The organism is Spirosoma koreense (assembly GCF_054777875.1).
The window spans coordinates 1,514,131-1,533,351 of record NZ_BAAHAC010000022.1 but is presented as its reverse complement, the minus strand read 5'-3'; the positions used below and the strand labels follow the sequence as shown (position 1 = coordinate 1,533,351).

The window sequence follows — 19,221 nt, the reverse complement described above, 5'->3', positions numbered from 1 at the left end:
AATCTTAGAATCCAATGTTCAGAGCTGCCTGGTACGACTTGAAGTTTGGCATCGTGCTGTGATCAGTACCACGGTCCCAGGCCGAGTTCGACGTACCCGAGCTGATTTCCGGATCGAAGCCGGTATAGTTGGTCAACGTCCAGATGTTCCGTCCCGACAGCACCAGTTGAAGCCGTTTTACGCCCGGAATTTTAAACAGGCGGGAGAAATCAAGCCCCACCGAAATGTTTCTCAGGCGCAGGAACGAAGCATCTTCATAGAAGTAATCTTTCGTCCCATTGGCCGTACGCTGGGCATAAACGCCCCGGTAGAAAGCTGTCCAGGCACCCGTTTGTCCGTCGATCGTAAATGGATTGGCGTAATCGCTGTGGATACCATCGCGGTACATCCATTCTTTCGTCTGGTTGTAAAGGTGGTTGCCGTTGACCCAGTCGAACTGCACATTGAACGTCAGGAAGTTCTTATAGGTCAGGTCATTGATGAACGACATATTAAACTTCGGGTTTGGATCGCCAAAGCTGAACTTGTCGGCCGTGAAGTACGGCTGTTTCGTGGCTTTGTTCACCACATATCCGTTGCTGGCTACCGTATATTGCTCCTGGTCGGCCTGGGCGATGAAGAAGTTTCCGTTCGGATCTTTCGCATCGACCGCATGGATGGTCTTATACCCGTATAGCTGACCAATCTTCTCACCGGCTTTTAAAACATAGTTCGTGCTGCCGGCGTTCGAGGTGACAATAACGGGCGAATTGTTGCGGATCGAAACGATTTTCGAGCTTTGCTTACCAAAGTTAATCGTCGTATTCCACTTGAAATTCGAGTTATGATAGACCGTCGAATTCAACGACATCTGGAGTCCGTTCGAGCCCAGTGTAAAGGCATTATCCTTTAATTGGCCCAACCCAACGGACGGAGCTACGTCGATCGAATAAATAGCGTCTTTGGTTTTCCGATCCCAGTAGGTTGCCGACAGCGCAATGGCGTTTAACCAGCTGGACCCTTTGAATAAGCTGAAGACCATGTCGGTTCCGATTTCCAGTTCCTCCGAGACCTCTACCCCTAAAGTCGGATTCGGCTGCTGATTGGAGTAGTAGAATCCAGTCGTATTTCCAACTGTGGTTGGTGTTAGAGTCACGTACCGGTCGAAGGGCTGCGGCTGAATACCCGCCTGACCATAAGCCGCCCGGAGTTTGAGTTCAGGCAGGAAGCCATTGACCGCGCTGTTTTCCCAGAACTTCAGCGACGACAGGCGCACGTAAGCATCTCCACGTGGGAACGTAAATGGCTTGGACCCCTGTCCGAAGGCCGACGAGAAATCGCTCCGGAAGCCGCCCGAAACACCCAGCCAGTCGCCGTATTCAAACCGCTGGTTGATCAGATAGCCGTAGGTAATGAATGGCTCGGTGTAGTCTTTATAAATCCGCCAGGACGATGCGTTCGTCGCGTTGTAGGGCGAGAAAGCGGATGGTAGCCCCAGGGCCGCGTTGATATACTCGGTATTTTTACTGTTGCGGTAGTCGAAGGCAAACTGCGTAACCGAGCGGATGGGCAGACGCGAGGCAAAATCTTCTTTGAAATCGAAAACCGTCGTTGCCGTCGCCAGGAAGTTCTGGAACAGCTTGGTGTTCAGATACTTCGTTAGATCACCGTTGCTATTGGTGTTGTAGTTCGAGATATAGGTTGCCGTTCCCAGACCTTGCCAGTACTTGATGTTAGCGTTGTTCGTCTGGTTTCCATATTCCAGATCGCGGTTCTGAACCTGGTAGTTGAGTCCGTATTTCGCATCCAACTCGACGAACTTCGGAAACTTGTAATTCAGGTTGAGGTTCTGAATGATGTCGATTTTGTTGTCGTTATTCCGGGTATAAGCCTGCCGATACGACGGGTTCGAGGCATTGATCCCGATCGTCTGGTTCATGTTATACGGAATAGACCCATCGGTAGTCGTCAGCGAAAAGTCGGCCAGTGGATAGGCGTTCAGCATGCTATACAGGATAGTACGGTCAGCCGATTTGAGCGTACTTTTCGTATACGCCAGCTGTGTGATAGACCGCAGGGTAAGCCCTTTGGCTAGCTGCATCCCGATATTCGCCGACAGGTTGCTGCGGTCCCAATAGCCGTTATTAAGAATATTACTTTCCTGATGGCTGTTCGAGACCGAAATACCGAAATCGGCTTTCTGACTCCCACCCGAAATGGCAATACTGTTGTTGATCGTATTGGCGGGTTTGAAGAAGTACGCGAAATGATCGTGGTATTGCAGGTTGGCGTCGTACGGCTTGCTGTTGGTAGCGGTTGGATCGGTCGAATTATACTGTACGTTTTCCGTGTAGATCCCATTGGCAGCGTCGTAGGTGATGGGTTTGCCCGACGAACCAATAATGTTGTTACTGGCGTCGGTAGCAAACGCGTGGTATTTTGCCTTGCTCAGGCCGCCCACGTTCAGGTATGTATTCGATGCGATGCTCGACGAGATATCGATGTTCAGCTGACCGTTTTTTCCTTTTTTGGTGAACAGTTGAATAACCCCGTTTGCGCCCTGAGCCCCATAGATAGTAGCAGCAGCGGCTCCCTGCACGACTTCGACCCGCTCGATGGAGTTCAGGTCGATGGTTTGCAGGCTGGTAGCCCCCATCTGAATCCCGTCGATCAGAATCATGGGCGATGTGCCCCGGTTGATGGTATTGATCCCCCGCAACAGAATGTTTACGTCGGCGCCGGGGGTTCCGCTCCGGCTGGTGATCTGCGCGCCCGGGATTTTCCCGATCAGGGCCTGATCGACCGAAGCAGACGGCGTTTGTGGCAGTTCTTTAGCCGAAACCGATTCGACCGAGATGGCTATTTTCCGTTTGTCGGTAGCGACCCCTACCCCGGTCACCACAATTTCAGACAATTGCTTGGTGTCGGTCATCAGTTTCACGTCGATTACCGAGCTGGCACCAATTTCAACTTCCTTGCTGGCCATACCGATAAATGAAAACACCAGCGTTCCTTTGGCCGGGGCGGCTATCGAATAGCTTCCGTCGCCATCTGTAACAGCTCCTGTTGTGGTGCCTTTCACGACCACCGATACGCCCGGAAGTGTAGTTCCATCTTCACTCGACGTCACCTTACCGCTAATTGTTCGTCCCTGAGCCAGGACCAAAGACCATGCCGAGCAAATCAACAGCAGGCTCAGAAGTAAATTTTTCCTCATCGACTTAATAAGATTAGATTAAGTTAGATTACTCAAGAAATAATTTTACAAAAGTATGGTAAACAAATTTCGACGCAAGCGGTTCTATCAAAAAAATTATATATTCCTTGTGGACGCCTAACAGACCTGTTGTAAAATATAATTTCTCTATGTGCAATAAATTCATACTTTTTTATCAATATATCTCATAATTTAGAATAATATCTTAATTAATACCTCTATTACATAAGTTAATATTATATAACATTTTGTAGACTAGCGAAAATATTTTATAGATAAAGTACAATTCTTTACTTACCTGCCAGGTTGCAAGGCTATTTACGATATATAAGTATTTTTACTTAATTTCTTGACTCCTTATATTCCTTAACTAAGAATAAATAGTAGTTTAATCAGTTTTTAATGTAGCGATGCAGAATTTAAACCTATAATTTCATCAATTCAACAAGCTATATTTTAGCATGGACTGTTTTATTAAAATTTTATATGTCAATAGTCACTTGTATCCAATAGGGATTCGTTTCTTACTAGCTTAAAAAGCAATAGCCCAGCCTTCTTAAAGAAGACTGGGCCAACGGCTGTTGCAACAGCAATACGGAGCACAGTGTCGAACTGAACCGTATTGATTAAATTAACTCCTCTGAAATTTTAAATCCTGTGTATGCTCTGGCACATATCTCCTGCAAAGCTAGTAGCGTTGCCCTACATTCGGGTGATGAATCCATGTACATAGCACCGCTACCGAAGTTTGACGGTATCGCCACCGAAAGCTCCGATCAGGTTTAGAAAGCCAATGACATTCCCCTGCTTAATGACCGTATTGTCGAAATCTTTACCTACTGAGAGAGTTAGGCGCGTGTTCGCACTCAGTTCATATTCGGCATTAAATACCACTCGCCAGCTCGGGGAAACGCTCAAGGCCGGGTCCTGTTTACTAACGATACTACGATAGATCGCTTCACCACTGATGGCTATCCGTTGATCGGAACCGCCATATACCAGCCGGGCACCCCAGTCTATCGTCTGTACTTTTTTACCTTTCAGAATGCCCTCTGTATCCGCCAGCGGGTTATCGGGATTGAATAGATAGCGGACAATACCCAGGGCGGAAAAGTTACCTTTTTCCCAATCGTAAGCGGGCGTAAGCCAGGCACCGAATTTATTGGTACTACCCGCCTGAAATGATTCGTTCGGGAAACTAAAGACCCACCCAAGCGCGGCATCGAGTTTAAACCCATAGCGTGTGTATTTGATGTCTTTCGCGATCTGTTTCAGGTGGCGCAGGCTGGTGATCGCATCGGTTTGCTTAGCTACATAAGCTGTAATTGTATCATTTAGTTGTGTGCCTAAAGCTGAAGCAAGATTAGTCAAACGCTCTACTTCGTTATCGATTCCGTTGTTCTGCACGCGCTCTCTGGCCAGTTTCTTCAGGCTATCAATCTGAGTCTGTAACTGCATTACAGGCTTTAATCGGAGAATTTCCTGACGGTTTGAAATTCCCATCAGTTTATTCAACTCCCGTGTACTTTCACTTAGTAACTGACCGGTTTTACTCCCAATATAGCCTCTTAAAATAGAGACTTTAGTGCCTACCGCCAATTGAGGAGTCTTCACCTTCAGAACGGTATCGCTCTTGTAAGCGAGCGAAACGACCCAGCTTTGCCAGCTATTGGCAGGGATTTCGTTTTTGGAAAATTGTGCGTAATCGATCTTCTTCGCCGTAAAGAATTTAGCCGGAGCTACATCGACGGCAAAACTTTGGGGTAAGGTCGTAAAGCTTTTCGTTGCATTCTGTATAGAGGCCGCAAAGGCTTTCGGATCGACAGGCTTGAGGATTTCACTGGGCGAAACGCCCAGCAGGCTGGCACCAGGCGACGCCGGAGGAGCCAGCACATTCAGTTGAAAGAGACTATCGTCTTCCGATAGCGAAGCGGGTTGATTCTGCCCTCGTCCCAACAACGGAAACAGCACGAGTACGACTAAAAAGCGTAGCATAGCAATTACGAATTTATTCGTTGAAAGAACCCAATGTCTGAAGAGTACAGCATAATTGCCCCGTCTTCGACGGTGATAGGACCCAGCTCCCAGGTACGTTCTTTTACGCCCCCCGACAAATGAATGATCAGTCCCGTACGATTATCCTCGTCGTTGATGTCGTGTACGAACGTTTTCATGACCAGCTCTTTATCAATAAGGTCTTGGTTCGTACCCAGCTCTGTGGCAAATGACCGTACAAAGCTTTCGCCGGCACCCTGGCCGTCGGGAGGTAACACCGGCCGTTCGTTGATCCGCACCGATGTGACAGCATTCTGTTTGTAGCTGACTGTCACGCGGAGTGTAATTGGCTCATCGCTCCCGTTAACTTCGTAGAAATCAATCAGGGCACTCTTCGGATTTTGTGGCATAGTGTTTCGCAGTAAGAATTTACGCTACAAAAATGCCCGCTTCCGAAGCCTGAATCAACGGGAAAATCCCCGTTTACCGTCGTAAATACACCTGTTTTCAGACCGTGCCCGTTTCTGGATAGACAGGAACAGAATCAGCACTGATCACAAACAAAAAAGACACTCGGCCATGCCAAGTGTCTCATGTGCCTGGCCGGTTCGTTCAGAAACAGCCGCTTGAGCCGGTTTATTCGACCAGTTTCAGGAGCTCATTCAATTTTAACAGTGCTTCGATGGGCGTCAGCCGGTTGACGTCGATGGTGCGTAGTTTTTCTTTAATGGCTTCCGATTTCGGGTCGCCCGCTTCGATGATGCGCAGGGCTAATTCGCGTTCGGCAGGCACGGCATCCCGGATCTTTTCCCGGTTGGCTTCGCGTCCGTGCGACGATTCGAGCTGCTTCAGGATTTCATTCGCCCGGCTTACAATCTGCGCGGGCATACCGGCCATCTGCGCCACATGGATACCGAAACTATGTTCCGAGCCACCTTCTTTCAGTTTGCGCAGAAAAATCACCTTGTTGCCCATTTCTTTCACGGCCACGTTATAATTTTTGATCCGCGAATTATCCGTCGCCAGATCGTTCAGCTCGTGGTAATGGGTGGCAAACAAGGTTTTGGGCCGGCAGTCGGTTTTGTTATGCAGGAATTCGGCAATCGACCAGGCGATGGAAACCCCGTCGTACGTACTCGTACCCCGCCCGATTTCGTCCATCAGCACGAGACTCCGTTCACTGAGGTTATTCAGGATACTCGCCGTTTCGGTCATTTCTACCATGAACGTGCTCTCCCCCCTCGACAGGTTGTCCGAGGCCCCTACTCGGGTAAAAATCTTATCGACAAGGCCGATTTCAGCCGACGAAGCCGGCACAAAACTTCCCGACTGCGCCATCAGTACGATCAGGGCCGTTTGTCGCAGCAGAGCCGATTTGCCGGCCATGTTTGGACCCGTAATGATGATGATCTGCTGGGTTTCGTCGTCGAGGAAAATATCATTTGGAATATACGGCTCGCCCGCTGGCAGTTGCTGCTCGATAACCGGGTGCCGCCCGTCTTTAATGTCGAGTACTCGGCTTTCCGTTACCTGCGGCCTAACGTATTTATTCCTGACGGCAACGCGGGCAAAAGACGCCAGTACATCGAGCACCGACAGGACCCGGGCATTCTGCTGGATGGCCCCAACGTATTCGCCGGCGGCCAGCACCAGCTCATTGAACATACGGGCTTCGATCTGGAAAATCTGTTCCTCGGCGTTCAGGATCTTATCTTCGTATTCCTTCAGTTCGGGGGTAATGTATCGCTCGGCATTGACCAGCGTCTGTTTCCGAATCCAGTCGTCGGGCACGCGGTTTTTGTGTGCGTGGGTTACCTCCAGGTAATACCCAAACACCTTATTGTACGCCACCTTCAGCGAGCTGATGCCCGTGCGCTGCACTTCGCGCTCCTGCAATTGAAGCAAATAATCTTTCCCCGAATAAGCAATGGCCGTCAGTTCATCCAGTTCTGCGTTGATACCGGGTCTGATCATACCGCCCTGGTTGGAGAGCGTCGGCGGATCTTCGCGCAGTTCGGCTTCGATTCGATCGAGTAGAAACGAAACGGCATTGAGCTGATCGGCGTATTTTTTCAGCGAAGGCGATTCATTGATGCTCAGCGTCGTAATGAGCAGTTCTTTGATCGGTAGCACGTGCTGCAACGACCGTTTCAACTGCAACAATTCACGCGGATTGATGCGTCGAACCGCCACTTTCGACACCAGCCGTTCCAGGTCGCCGATTTGCCGCAGGTGATTCACCAGCGTATCGGTCAGTTCGTCATCGGCTGTCATCAGCTCGACCATGTTCAACCGCTCGTCGATCAGGGCTTTTTCCTTCAGTGGCAGGCTGAGCCACTTTCGCAGCAGCCGGGCCCCCATGGGTGTTACGGTCTGGTCGAGAATCTGAATCAGCGGCACCCCTCCCTCCTGCTGAGCGACGGTTAGTTCGAGGTTCCGGATCGTAAACCGGTCGAGCCAGACATACCGGTCTTCTTCGAGCCGGGTTACCCGGGTAATGTGTTGCAGGTCTTTATGCTCGGTTTCGTTCAGGTAGTGCAGAATAACTCCGGCGGCAATGATTCCGTCAGGCAGTCCTTCAATACCGAAGCCTTTGAGCGAGGTGGTCTGAAAATGCTGTTTAAGGAAATTATACCCGAAGTCGTAGGTGAAGGCCCAATCTTCGAGGGTATAGGTATGAAACTTATCGCCAAACAATTGCCCAAACTCCTGGCGGTTGCGCTTACAATACAGCACTTCCGACGGGTTGAAGCTTTGCAACAGTTTATCGACATAAGCCGCATTTCCCTGCGACGCCAGAAACTCGCCCGTCGAGACGTCCAGAAACGACACGCCAAACTGGTCGTCTGGATGGCTAGCCCCACTTTTACCAAAATGAACAGCCGCGAGGTAGTTGTTGCGTCGGGTGTCGAGTACGTTATCGTTGAACGACACCCCCGGCGTTACCAGTTCCGTGACACCCCGCCGAACGATGCCTTTGGCCAGTGCCGGGTCTTCCAGCTGATCGCAGATGGCGACGCGTTCGCCCGCCCGAACCAGTTTCGGCAGGTGCGTATCGAGCGAGTGATGCGGAAACCCAGCCAGTTCTTCGTTAGAGCCACCGTTGTTCCGTTTGGTCAGGGTGATACCCAGAATCTTGCTGGCCCGCACGGCATCTTCGCCGAAGGTTTCGTAGAAATCACCGACGCGGAAGAGCAGCAACGCACCGGGGTATTTGGCTTTAATCTGGTTATACTGGCGGTTGAGGGGCGTTTCGTTTTTCTTCGATTGAGGCTTCGCTGCGGTGGCTGTCTTCACTGATTTTTAGCTGTTGTTTTTAACAAAAATACCAAAATTTACCGAGAAAATGGCTATTATTTCCCCCGCTTAGCACCTTACATACCCAACCCAATAGACGCTCTACCATGGATACCACTACCCCTTCTTTCCCTATTACGGTCCAATTCAACCCAATCATTCGAACCTATCTGCTGCTGTACATAGCGTTCATCATGCTGGTCACTGTCTTCGGGATTGTCCTGCTGCCCTTCTGGCTGCTGGGCATCGGGCAATGGTGGAGCCGCCACTATTTTCAGAAGCTCAGTTGCGAACTGACCGAGCGCTCTTTGCATTTCCGGAAAGGAATTCTGGTGGAGGTCGAAAAGACCATTCCTCTCGAAAATATCCAGGATGTGACGTTCGTAGCCGGTCCGGTTCTCCGATATTTTGATCTGTGTATCCTGAAATTTGAAACCGCCGGCCAAAATTCGAAGCAAGCCAACGACATGGAACTGATCGGCATCATTGACGCCCAAACGTTTCGCACTCAGATTCTTGAACAGCGCCAAAAGTTAATAGCCGCCCGAAGCGCTCCCCAACCCGCCGACACCAGCGAAATCCTGCTCACCGAAGTACGCGACACGCTACGGGATATTAAGCAATTGCTGCAGGAGCAAGGTAAACAGGCTGGGGTGTAAGAATTTAAGGCAACTGCGTTACAAAATCAACCAAAATCCATCTAAAGATAATATGCTGTCGACTTTGATGGGATAGTTTGGCTTCATGACTTATCCTCTTTCAGTAAGAAAATTCGAAGCCTGTTTCTACTTAATTTTTAACGTGAAGTTTTATCTATCAACCCATTTAGTTATGAATTATAAAGTTTACATCTGCTTATTAGTTCTGGTATTATTAGCTGGTCGGCCGGTTTCAGCTCAGTGGTACAGCACTACGCTATCGCAGGGCAGATCGAATATGGGGGTTACTGGTGTAGGTAATAAGGCCATCTTTGCCGGTGGGTACTATAATCGAACGTTTCTCGGTGGAGAAACAAATCAGGCAGACATTTATGATGGTGTTACAAATCAATGGACATCAGCTACGCTTTCGGAATACAGACATTCCATAAGCACGATAAGTGTCGACAACCTGGCCTTCTTTGCCGGAGGTCGAACTAACGGTTTCTCCTATTATGGGTCGAGAGGCTCTGCGAGTGTAGATATTTATAATGCTCTTACCGGCCAATGGGCTACAGCTAAACTTTCGCAGGGTCGTTCTAATATAGCTGTCACGAGTACTGCTGGAAAGATCTTTTTTGCAGGAGGAAGAGGGGATGTTAGCTCAGGTTTATATGATTATTATTCCAGCGCACTCGACATTTACGACTTGACTACAAATCAGTGGTCCTCGACCAAAATACCAGTTGGCTATTCGTTTATACAGGCAGCAGGAGCTGGAAATAAAGTATTAGTTGCGGTTGCCTCCGTATACATCCTATCTGATTTTTATAGCTACGATATACCTACAGGCCAATGGACAAACAAGACGGTTCCAGAGGCAAGAACCGGATCAACAATGATTGGAGTGGGAACGAAGGTTTTCTTCGCCGGAGGATCGGCATCGAATGGAACCCTCTCTGACCGGGTAGACATTTACGATACGGCCACCGACCAATGGACAACGGCTACGCTCTCACAGGCGAGATCGTCTATTACAACAATCGTCGTTGGCAAGAAGATCTTCTTTGCAGGCGGTAGTCCCGCTTCCAGCGTCGTGGATATTTACGATACCAGTACGGACCAATGGAGTACTGCACAGCTCTCGGAAGGAAGAGCAGGTATTGCCGCAACCAGTGCTGGCAGTAAGGTTTTTTTTGCGGGAAGCTCTACCGGCTCTTCTACAGTTGATATTTATGAAACAAGTACAGATCAGTGGTCAGTAACACAGCTTCCACAGGTCAAAAAATCTTTGTCAGCAGCCAGTGCGGGAGAACGGGCACTTTTTGCCGAAAACGATGGGCTATATCATGTAAATGATCCCAGTAAGATCGATATCTATACGACAAACCTGGCTCTACCCGTCAACTTAGTATCATTCTCCGGGATATGGACCGAAAACATAGGCACTCAACTTACCTGGCAAACCTCGCTGGAGAAAGACAATGACCACTTCGAGATTCAGCGCAGCGCCGACGCTAAAAGCTTTGAATCCATTGGCAGCATCCAGGGGAAAGGAACCACCGGTCAGCCTACTGATTACACTTTTACGGACCCTACCATGCCCGTCCCTGTGAGCTACTACCGACTGAAACAAGTGGACCTTGACGGCAGTACCCATTTTTCCACTATCATCTCGGTTAGTCGCCTGAACGATAAACAACCTGCGCAGTTAACAACCTGGCTTACTCCTAGCACAAACTTGCTCAATCTCCGTCTATCCACGAGTGCCACAATCAGCCAGTTGACTGTTCATGACTTAGGTGGCAGACGTCTGATTACCCAAACAGGCTCTCAATCTTTTACGGATGTATCGACTTTGCCAGCCGGTATTTATATTGCCAGTGTGGTCACTGCTGATGGACAGCATCTACGTACGCGTTTTGTTAAACCCTAACAATCCGGGATTATGTAGCTTTGCTATTTATTTTAAATAGTAGGTTACCGTATGCCCCCTCGCAAACTTTCCCTCAGTGATCTCAACCGATTGTCGGTCGACGATTTTAAAGAAGCCGAAAAATTTCCGTATTGTCTCATTCTGGACGACATCCGCAGCCTGAACAATGTCGGGTCGGTGTTCAGAACAGCAGATGCGTTTCGGGCGCAAAAACTGTATCTGTGCGGCATTACGGGCCAGCCCCCACACCGCGACATTACCAAGACAGCGCTGGGCGCTACCGAATCCGTCGATTGGGAATACGTTCCGGACGTAGTCACCCTGATTCGGCAGTTGCAGGCTGATGGTTGGGTAGTCGCAGCCGTCGAGCAGGCCGAGGGTAGTACGCTGCTCCATGATTTTAGACCGGAGCTAAACAAACCGCACGCTTTTGTGTTGGGTAACGAAGTAACGGGCGTTCGGGAAGAGGTGATTCAGGTAGCTGATGTAGTATTGGAAATACCACAGTTCGGTACCAAACATTCGCTGAATGTGGCGGTAACGACGGGTATCGTCTGCTGGGATTTTCTGCAGAAAAGCTGACTAAACCTTAACACTGGATTTTTGATTGTCCCGGATATTCCGTATTTATTTGTAAATTTTTCCTACCAAACCAATGGCAAACAAAGCCCTGAAATCCAAACAGAAGTCGCTGGCTTCGGAGATCGTCAACTCGATCGAAGCGAAACTGAGCGATGCCGGAGACGCTACCAAAAAGATAAAGAAGTCCATCGAAAAATCGGCGGACAAACTGGCGAAGAAACTGGCGAAACTGATGCATAAGTCGGAAAAGAAAGCCGACAAACCCGCAAAAAAAGTTAAAAAAGAAGCTGAGAAAGCGAAGAAGAATGTAGCGAAGGCCGAGAAGAACGCTAAACGTACTGCCAAGAAAGCCATTGATACAGTAGCGGATTCGGCAGCGAGTGCAGCGCCCAAAGCACCGGCTCCTGCACGTAAACCCGCACCTAAAGCAGCCACACCGAGCAAGCCTGCCACCACACGGACCAGAGCCGTTCCGAAACCTGAACCAGACAGCACGCCCGCTTCGGCCGACACGACGGCGGACAACGCTTAGTCATCTACTGATCGACTTGACCAGCCCGCCGTAAGCGGGCTTTTTTGGTATCTATAAAACGTCATGGGTGGTCATTGATCGTCATTCGCTGGATTGAACTTTCCCAACGGATGACGGTCAATGACCACCTATGACGTGTACTAATTATTTACTAACCGATGCAGTTTTGGCACCCACTACTTTCATGACGCCGTTCATGATACGCCAGTGGCCGGGGAACGTACAAACGTACGGGTAATCGCCGGGAGTTGAGGGAGCCGTGAACTTGAGCCGATAGGTCTGGTCGGGGTTAACCAGCGGAGTCGCTACGATCACCTGTGCAATCGAGGGGACGTAGTTTTTCTCGGCCCCGTCTTTGGCCGTAATCAGTTTGTCGGCCGCAGCACCGATGATCTCCATGCTCTTGGGTTTTCCGATCACCAGATTATGCTGCATAGCATCGGGGTTTTCCAGTACCAGTTCAACCGGCTTGCCCGCGGTTACGGTAAACTCCTTTTTATCGAAGCGCATCTCTTCGCGCACGGTTTTCATCCGCACGACTTCTACGTTTGGATCGACAGGCTCGGCTTTGGCCATGCCCCAGGCTTCATAGAGCCGGTTCAACCGCTCGCGGTTATCGCCCGAAACGCTGTTGCTCAGACTGGCCAGGAACGATTTATCGGCTTCCCGGACATCGGCTTTCTGTTTCAGATTCCAGCCTTCCGTAACGCCTTTCACGACCGCTTCGCTTTCGGTCGGATTTAACTTCTGAGTTTGCCGAAGCAGAGCAATGACCGAATCCACGGGAGCCGTCGAGGCATAACTACGGATAGCGCGCTCCAGCACATACGCGCTCATACTTTGGGGAGCACGGTACGTCAGCGTATGCGTGGCGTTGTTGTTCTGTTCGTTACTTTCCGCAATCTTGTTCTCACGGTCGAGCATGGCTGTGATGGTATATTGCCCGGCCCGCTCGAACATGACGCCCATATCGCCGACCCACGGGCCGTTGTTCGATTTGCTGATGGTCACCGTCTCGCCCGGTTTGATGCCGGTGTTGTGCGTAACGCTCACAAAGTCGATTTTAGCAGCATCGGTGGTTCCTTTGGGCCCTTCGACACGTATCGACAACGGAATGGGCGTTCCGTCCGGAATAGCGACTCCACCTACATTTGTGACATCGACAAAGACCTGAGCCCGCTCCCGAACGGATGGCGAACCGGGGGTGGTCCGGATAGCCGCTACGATCAGGTCCGGCTGGTTGGATGGTGCGTAGTTTTTATTGCTCGTCGAAGCGGTCAGCACGTTCGCGTCTTTATTGGTCGAATGGTTATGCGCTTCCATGTCGTGCGTCGGCTTAGGTTGGGCAGGCGCAGTGGTCGCAATTTTAGTCAGATAGGATTTCATCAGGAGCCCGTTATTTCCCGTCAGTACACTGGCGAAAGCATCGGGTAACCAGCGGTCATTGACTTCGCTGGCTTTATTCAGACGCGCCAGCACCATCTCCTGCACTTCGGGCGACTTCACCCAGTCGCGCTCCGATAACGTCAGCAATGTATTTAATACAACCAGCGGCTCTTTGTCGTTTAGCAGGTCATATTGGCGAATTAGGCCAATTTTAACCGCATTCATGGGCATTACCTGTACGGCAGTTTTGCGAACACTCGCCGACGGGTGCTGTAAGGCGCTCTTGATATCCTGAAACAGGGTGATGGCTTCTGGCTTCATCAGCCCGACCGAATCACCAAAAACCAGGCCCTTCAGTGTCCACAGCGCATGGATAGCCGCCGGATTGTTGCCAATCTCATCGACCGACTGGTCCTTCACCAGGGCAACTAGTTGCGGCACCACATCTTTGTTATTCCGTTCGATGAGCAACCGCTGGGCCGTCATGCGCCAGAACATATTATTGTTTTTCAGCGCAGCTACCAGCTCAGCCGGACGGTCTTTGCTGAGCGCCATCGGCGTATAAGTCGGGGCGTTTTTATAGCCGACCCGGTAAATCCGACCGTGGGTAAAATCGCGGAGCGGAGTTTCGTAAGCGTTACCCGATCCGTTGGTAGCCCCCTTGGGCGTCGGGTTGTGCTGAATGATATAGCTGTACCAGTCGACCACCCAGACGGCACCATCGGGTCCGACTTCGGCGAATACCGGCGCAAACCATTCGTCGGCACCGGCCATCAGGTTGAAGCCTTCGGTATCTTCGAAATCGGTACCGGTTTTCTTCATCACGTTCTGGTGCAGAATATGACCCGTTGGCTCGGCCACGAAGGCAATGTTGTTCCAGTATTTTTTCGGGAAAGCGCGGGCGGTATAAAAATTATGCCCGGCAGCGGCCGTAAACCCACCGAATACGTCCACCTGCCGTACCTTCTCGGTAATGGGTTTCATGTCTTTGTGCGTGTCGGTGCTGCGGCTGCCATTTTCGCGAATGTGCGGTGCGCCGTTGAAATACCGGTTCGGAATGGCCATGTACCAGCCGTGCGAATTATTTGCCGTCGAGCCGAAAATATCGCCGGTTTCCATAAAGCCTAAACCCCAGGTGTTGTTCGAGGTACTGGTTACGTATTCGAGTTTCGAGCCATCGGGTTTGAACCGGAAAAAGCCCTGGCTGAACTTGACGCTGTCGGCCCCGATTTTTCCTTTGAAGCCTGAATAGCCTACACTGCCCCAGATCCAGTTGTCGAAGCCATAGTGCAGGTTGCTGGGCCCGGCGTGGGTATCGAACGTACCGAAACCAGTGAAGACGATCTTTTTTACGTCGGCTTTGTCGTCGCCGTTGGTATCCTGCAGAAACAGCATGTGTGGCGCCTGCGACACATACAAACCGCCGTTGGCAAACGCCATACCGGTCGGGATGCTTAGCCCTTCGGCGAAGTTGGTGAACTTGTCGGCTTTACCATCTTTATCGGTATCCTCGCAGATCACGATGTAGTCAGAGCCACCTTCGGGTTTTCGCTCGTTGGGATAATCTTTAGTAATCAGCGCATAAAGCCGCCCCCGTTCATCCCAGGCCATCGCAATGGGGTGCATCACGTTGGGCTCGTGCGCAAACAGATCGAGGGTAAAATCCACCGGCACCTGAATATGCTTCATCGACTCTTCGGGCGACAGCGGATTCTGTTCGAGTTGCGGACCGGACCGTTTCTCGTAGTTCGGCAGGTTGGCTTCGTGATAGGTAAACTGCTGCGGTTTCAGGTCGTCGTGTAGTTTTTTGACCGCATCGCCGACTGCCCACAGAATTCCCCGTTCCAGCAATTGCTGAAAACCGGGCTGGCTCCAGGTGCGTTCGTCGTGACCGTAGGCCGTATAAAAAACCCGGCCTTTGCCGTACTGCCGCGTCCAGGTATACGGTTCTTCTTTAACCCCCGGTTTGTCGTTGGCCTGGTCGGCTTTGATATCCCGAACGGCCAGCACGTTATTGTCTGGCTGCAAGTGGCTGTGCAGGTAGGTTTCGTCGTACGCTTTGAACGAAGGCAGACCCGCCACAATCGGGTTATTAGGCTGCGTGAAGCGGGTTTGAATCGTATCCATCCGGTGCCGCCAGAACTGCCCACCGACTACTTTATCGACGTATTCGGCCGAGTTGCGAAAACAATACGAAGCACAGTGAACCGGAATCAGCCCTTTCCCCGACGATACGTAGTCGAGCAGCGCTTTTTCCTGCTGTTTCGGAATGCTGTCCCAGTTGGCGAAGATCAGTAGACCGTCGTACTTATTCAGATTATCAGGATTAAGGTCCTCCAGCTTGTCGGTATACGTGATGTTGATGCCTTTGTCGCCCAGCGCAGCCATCAATTGTGGCACCCGTTCGATGGGCCGGTGATGACCGTTATCACCCAGAAACAGGATCTCCGTCCGACGCGGCTGGGCCGTTACCTGCCGAACCGACGTTTGGGTAGACGACTGGCGCGCGCACTGGGTAAGCACCGCAATGACCCCAATAGCGGTAAGTAGTTTTTTCATGGTTTTTAGGATATCCGACCAGCCGGGCGGCACTACACGTTAAAATTTGGAAGCTGGATGAGCTTCCCTCCCTGCAACGCTGATTCGTGGGCGAGAATACCCACGCTCGTCCAGTTGGCCGACTGAGCCGCATTCGGGAACGGATCACGGTCCTGGATGATAGCCGACACAAACTCATGCACCATGTGCGGATGCGATCCGCCGTGCCCCCCCCCCTGCGTAAACGACAGGTGCTGGCTCTCATCGGCATCATACACCCCTTTGGTCGTGAACCCGGCAATTTCGGCGGGTAATAAACGGGCATAATCCGGCACGGTCACTTTCTCAGGAATTTCCGGCTCCGGCTTTTTGGCCGTATGAATCACCGGTTGCTCTTCCTCGATCAACTGCCACTCGAACGACTTTTTATCGCCGTACACCTCAAAACTTTCCCGGTATTGCCGGGCTACGTCGAACAGCGAGCGGTACACGTAAGCCGATAAATCGCTGTCTTTAAACTTGATATGCGCTGACTCAACGGCGAACGGCGAGTTATGGATTTTCGCCAGTTCTTCCCGAATCGTGCCCGACCCAAAACAGGATACATAATCGGCTTCGAGTTTGAGCAGCCCCGCCACGGGGCCCACACAGTGGGTCGCGTAATGCATGGGCGGCAACCCAGGCCAGTAATCCGGCCAGCCGTCCATGTCCTGCTGGTGGCTGGCTTTCAGAAACTGAACTTTACCCAATTCGCCGGTTTCGTACAGCTCTTTAACAAACAGAAATTCGCGGCTGTAGACCACGGTTTCCATCATCATGTATTTTTTCCCCGATTCTTTTGTCGCTTTTACGATTTCCAGGCAGTCTTCTACACTCGTGGCCATCGGCACGGTACAGGCCACGTGCTTACCCGCACGAAGGGCTTTGAGGCTTTGCTCGGCATGGTTCGGAATGGGCGAGTTGATGTGGACGGCATCGATAGCCGGATCGGCCAGTAGCTCGTCGTAGTTGCTATATCGTTTTTCAATGCCGTAGGCGTCGCCGATCTCATTCAGTTTTTCGACGTTGCGCTGGCAGATCGCATACATATTCGCGTTCGGATGCCGCTGATAAATCGGGATAAATTCGGCCCCAAAACCAAGGCCTACAATGGCGATGTTTACGTTCATTGGAAGTACCGACCAGACCAGTCGGCTGTAAGAGTAAAGGATTTATAATTCGTTACCAATCGGCTGGTTCGCTAGCTCGACGGTCGGTACGACATGCTTTCTGATATACGCCAGCCCATCGACAGCCAGTTGTTCGGGCGACTCGAACATAGGCCTGAAAATATGCGTGGCAGCCGCCAGCTCAGGCGGATTGGGGCCGAAGGCTTCAATGGCAATCGGACCTTCGTAATTGATATCCTGCAAAGCCTCAAAAACTTCGTCAAAATTAATGTGCCCCTGGCCAGGTGTGGAGCGGTCATTTTCCGAAATCTGAACGTGAACCAGATACGGCGCACACGTACGTAAGGCTTCGGCTATATTTTTCTCCTCCATATTGGCGTGGAAGGTGTCGAAGGCCGCGCGGCAGTTCGGGTGATTTACTGCTTCCACGTAGTGCACCAGCTCGTCGGCGCAGGTCAGCAGGTAGGTCTCGAAGCGGTTCAGGTATTCGATGGCTAGCGTAACGCCCTGGGTCTGGGCATATTCGGCCACTTCGCGCATGGCCGTCACCGACCAGTTCCACTCTTCGGCTGTAGCGGGTTGACCCGTAAATTTCTTGAAACCGGCGTACATCGGTCCCATCAGGATCTCGGACCCCACAGCGCGGGAACAATCGACAACTTGTTTGAGATAGTCGACTCCAGCCCGACGGACGGATGCATCGGAACTGATCAGGTTGTATTCCGGTCCGCAGATCGTGCAGGTCTGCGCGGGCAGATCCAGTTCCCGCAGTTGCTCTCCCAGGCGCTGCCACTTTGCCAGATTGGTGTTACTGATGGGTATCTCCACAAAATCGAACCCACTTGTTTTCAGAAAGGCCAGCGTATCCGACAAATCTTCATCCATAGACGCGGTCCAGACAAACAGGTTCATTCCCAGCTTATTCATATTTCGTCAATTAATAGTTCACAAATTTATTTAACCAATACTATAGCTGCTCACCATTTTTTAGCTATTATTGACTTTATTTTTGCATCAAATCTGCATACATTCAACTTTTCCCGTTAAAATAATAGAGTTATTCGATGAAAAACGCCCTTCGTAAAGACCTGGAACCAGTCGGATCTTCGTTTACGGTCAAAGAGCTCGTTGAACCACATTTCGATCCGAACTGGCATTTTCATCCGCATTATCAGCTATTTCTGGTAGAGAAAGGAACCGGAACGCGCTTCATCGGCGACTCGATCAGGCCGTTTGCGCCCGGCGACCTGGTTTTTCTAGGCCCCAACCTGCCACACCTCTGGCGCAGTGATAAAGCTTATTTCGACAAGCCATCGGAACTGATTACCAAAGGAACGGTTATTTATTTTACAGAAGATTTTCTGGGCACGTCTTTTCTGGAAAAGCAGGAGATGGCGCCACTCCGGCATCTGCTGGCGCACGCCCGGCAAGGTCTCGAATGGACCGGCTATACCCGTAAGCGCACCGAAACAGCGCTCAAGGACCTGGCCAGCCAGCCCGTTGGCTTCGAGCGGGTCATCAGCCTGCTGACGTTGCTGAATAATCTGTCGCACGCTACGGATTATCAGTACCTGACCAGCCCCGGCTACACGAACACGGTTAAACCCAACGAGACCGACCGCATGCAGCTGGTTCATGACTACGTGCTGGGTCACTTCCCCAACGATCTCAGCCTGGAAACAGTAGCTGATCTGGCGGGCATGACGCCCCCCGCCTTCTGCCGCTATTTCAAGACAAGGGCCAACAAAACCTTTTCCGAATTTGTGTCGGAAGTGCGCATCGGTCATGCCTGTAAACTGCTCATCGACGGCAAATTAAACATCACGCAGATTAGCTTTGAAAGCGGCTTCCGAACCTTGTCGAACTTCAACCGACAGTTCAAAGACATTACGGGGCAGACTCCATCGGGCTATGTAAAGACCTATCGGCAGTTGTAACGCAAAGGCATCTGG

At 50.9% G+C, this 19,221-nt stretch carries 12 protein-coding genes; 5 read left to right on the top strand and 7 right to left on the bottom strand.

Annotation, left to right across the window (positions count from 1 at the left end):
* Window positions 1–4: 4 nt before the first annotated feature.
* From ACYVC2_RS19785 to mutS, 4 genes are all read right to left on the bottom strand, one after another.
* Complete coding sequence (locus ACYVC2_RS19785; RefSeq protein WP_461104912.1) at window positions 5–3,196, bottom strand: SusC/RagA family TonB-linked outer membrane protein; 3,192 nt, start codon at window positions 3,194–3,196, stop codon at window positions 5–7.
* A gap of 738 nt (window positions 3,197–3,934) precedes the next feature.
* Window positions 3,935–5,191: a hypothetical protein gene (locus ACYVC2_RS19780; protein WP_461104910.1), complete on the bottom strand. Its 1,257-nt coding sequence runs from the start codon at window positions 5,189–5,191 to the stop codon at window positions 3,935–3,937.
* A gap of 5 nt (window positions 5,192–5,196) precedes the next feature.
* Complete coding sequence (locus ACYVC2_RS19775) at window positions 5,197–5,601, bottom strand: hypothetical protein (protein ID WP_461104908.1); 405 nt, start codon at window positions 5,599–5,601, stop codon at window positions 5,197–5,199.
* A 226-nt stretch (window positions 5,602–5,827) separates the two neighbouring features.
* Window positions 5,828–8,488, bottom strand: coding sequence for a DNA mismatch repair protein MutS (mutS, locus tag ACYVC2_RS19770; protein ID WP_461104906.1), 2,661 nt, complete (start codon window positions 8,486–8,488; stop codon window positions 5,828–5,830).
* A 107-nt stretch (window positions 8,489–8,595) separates the two neighbouring features.
* Between mutS and ACYVC2_RS19765 the strand changes: the two genes are divergently transcribed.
* The 4 genes from ACYVC2_RS19765 to ACYVC2_RS19750 all read left to right on the top strand — a co-directional run bounded on the left by ACYVC2_RS19765 (window position 8,596) and on the right by ACYVC2_RS19750 (window position 12,176).
* Complete coding sequence (locus tag ACYVC2_RS19765) at window positions 8,596–9,147, top strand: PH domain-containing protein (RefSeq protein ID WP_461104904.1); 552 nt, start codon at window positions 8,596–8,598, stop codon at window positions 9,145–9,147.
* A gap of 85 nt (window positions 9,148–9,232) precedes the next feature.
* Window positions 9,233–11,062, top strand: a complete 1,830-nt coding sequence (locus ACYVC2_RS19760; RefSeq protein ID WP_461104902.1) for a Kelch repeat-containing protein — start codon at window positions 9,233–9,235, stop codon at window positions 11,060–11,062.
* Window positions 11,063–11,113: 51 nt separating this feature from the next.
* A complete protein-coding gene (locus tag ACYVC2_RS19755) occupies window positions 11,114–11,644 on the top strand; it encodes an RNA methyltransferase (RefSeq protein WP_461104900.1) in 531 nt (176 codons plus the stop codon).
* Between the two features lie 73 nt (window positions 11,645–11,717).
* Window positions 11,718–12,176 (top strand): hypothetical protein, encoded by a 459-nt coding sequence (locus ACYVC2_RS19750; RefSeq protein ID WP_461104898.1) that lies wholly within the window; start codon window positions 11,718–11,720, stop codon window positions 12,174–12,176.
* Between the two features lie 144 nt (window positions 12,177–12,320).
* Here the strand turns inward: ACYVC2_RS19750 and ACYVC2_RS19745 are convergent, their stop codons facing one another.
* The 3 genes from ACYVC2_RS19745 to ACYVC2_RS19735 are packed head-to-tail and all read right to left on the bottom strand — an operon-like array spanning window position 12,321 to window position 18,196.
* Complete coding sequence (locus tag ACYVC2_RS19745; protein ID WP_461104896.1) at window positions 12,321–16,121, bottom strand: PVC-type heme-binding CxxCH protein; 3,801 nt, start codon at window positions 16,119–16,121, stop codon at window positions 12,321–12,323.
* Window positions 16,122–16,153: 32 nt separating this feature from the next.
* The gene (locus ACYVC2_RS19740) at window positions 16,154–17,269 is read right to left on the bottom strand and encodes a Gfo/Idh/MocA family protein (protein ID WP_461104894.1); all 1,116 of its coding nucleotides are present in this window, start codon (window positions 17,267–17,269) and stop codon (window positions 16,154–16,156) included.
* A 42-nt stretch (window positions 17,270–17,311) separates the two neighbouring features.
* Entirely contained in the window at window positions 17,312–18,196 is an 885-nt protein-coding gene (locus tag ACYVC2_RS19735; RefSeq protein ID WP_461104892.1) for a sugar phosphate isomerase/epimerase family protein, read from the bottom strand.
* Between the two features lie 137 nt (window positions 18,197–18,333).
* Between ACYVC2_RS19735 and ACYVC2_RS19730 the strand changes: the two genes are divergently transcribed.
* Complete coding sequence (locus ACYVC2_RS19730; protein ID WP_461104890.1) at window positions 18,334–19,206, top strand: AraC family transcriptional regulator; 873 nt, start codon at window positions 18,334–18,336, stop codon at window positions 19,204–19,206.
* Window positions 19,207–19,221 lie beyond the last annotated feature (15 nt).